Annotated in this window: 1 protein-coding gene; it reads left to right on the top strand. The window is 37.8% G+C overall.

Annotated features, from left to right (window positions below):
• Window positions 1-105 precede the first annotated feature (105 nt).
• Window positions 106-1,344, top strand: coding sequence for an IS256 family transposase (locus tag ACTNEP_RS20425; RefSeq protein ID WP_441163785.1), 1,239 nt, complete (start codon window positions 106-108; stop codon window positions 1,342-1,344).
• The last annotated feature ends 25 nt before the right edge of the window (window positions 1,345-1,369 follow it).

Raw genomic sequence — 1,369 nt, forward strand, 5'->3', positions numbered from 1 at the left:
GGGAGTGTAATATAAACTGTGTAAGTAAGAAATGCGTACGGTTTCTTACTCACACAGTTTTTTATTTGGTAGAATAATAACTATAAAGCTAAAGGAGTGTTTTAAATGGGCAAACCCAAAAGAGATCCTAACTCCGTAGAATTAGCTAACAAGATTATTGAACAGTATCAACCAAAGTCTGTAGAGGATATGCAAGATGCATTAAAAGACATATTCGGACCGATGTTTGAATCAATGTTAAAAGGTGAAATGAATCATCATTTGGGCTATGAATCCAATGATAAAGGAGAAAAGGAAACAAACAATAGACGGAACGGGTATGGAAAAAAGACAGTCAAAACGACAGCTGGCGAAGTGGATATTGCCGTACCACGTGATCGTGATGGTTCATTTGAACCCCAGCTTATTCCAAAGCGTAAAAAAGATGTTTCTGCCATCGAGGATAAAGTCATCTCCATGTATGCAAGAGGAATGTCTCAGCGAGATATTTCATCTACTATCGAAGATATCTATGGTTTCTCCGTGTCTCATGAAATGATATCCGATATTACCGATACAGTGCTTCCTGATTTAGAAGAGTGGCAAAGTCGTCCTTTAAGCAACTGTTATCCTTTTGTGTTTGTAGATTGCCTTTATACGACGATACGTAATGAATACGAAACCAAGAAATACGCTGTGTATACCATGTTAGGCTACACCATGGAAGGAAAGAAAGACATTCTTGGTCTATGGTTAAATGAAACGGAAAGTAAGCATAAATGGATGCAGATCTTTGATGAAATAAAAGCTCGTGGTGTAGAAGATATTTTCTTTATTTCCATGGATGGAGTAAGTGGATTAGAAGATGGAGCTCGTGCCATTTTCCCACAAGTAATCGTGCAACGTTGTATCGTGCATCTCATTCGAAATTCGATTAAATATGTTCCGAGTAAAGACTATAAACCTTTCACGGCTGCCTTAAAAAAGGTGTATAGTGCACCAAGTCTTAAGGCCTGTCATAGTGCATTTGAAACCTTTCAACAACAATGGTCTGCTTATCCTGGAGCTATTGACGTTTGGAAACGGAATTTCTCCCATGTGGAACAACTATTTGATTATGGAAGTGCGATACGCAAAATCATGTACACCACAAATGCCGTAGAAAGTATACATTCCAGCTTTAGAAAAGTGACTAAAAAAGGAGCATTCCCAAACGAGAACGCCCTTCTAAAAGTTTTGTATTTACGAACTAAAGAACTTGAAAATAAGTGGGAAGGCGGCCATATTCAACAATGGGCAATGGTCATGAATCAGCTGTTAATTCATGATCACCTTAATGAACGTGTGTTAAAGTATTTAGAATAACTTACACACTTTTCTTGACAAGCCC

Source organism: Gracilibacillus sp. HCP3S3_G5_2 (assembly GCF_052063305.1).
Classification (GTDB): Bacteria; Bacillota; Bacilli; order Bacillales; family Amphibacillaceae; genus Gracilibacillus.

Excerpts from the sequence above, each read along its gene's own strand:
- ACTNEP_RS20425 (WP_441163785.1), top strand. The coding sequence starts at position 106 with ATGGGCAAACCCAAAAGAGATCCTAACTCCGTAGAATTAGCTAACAAG.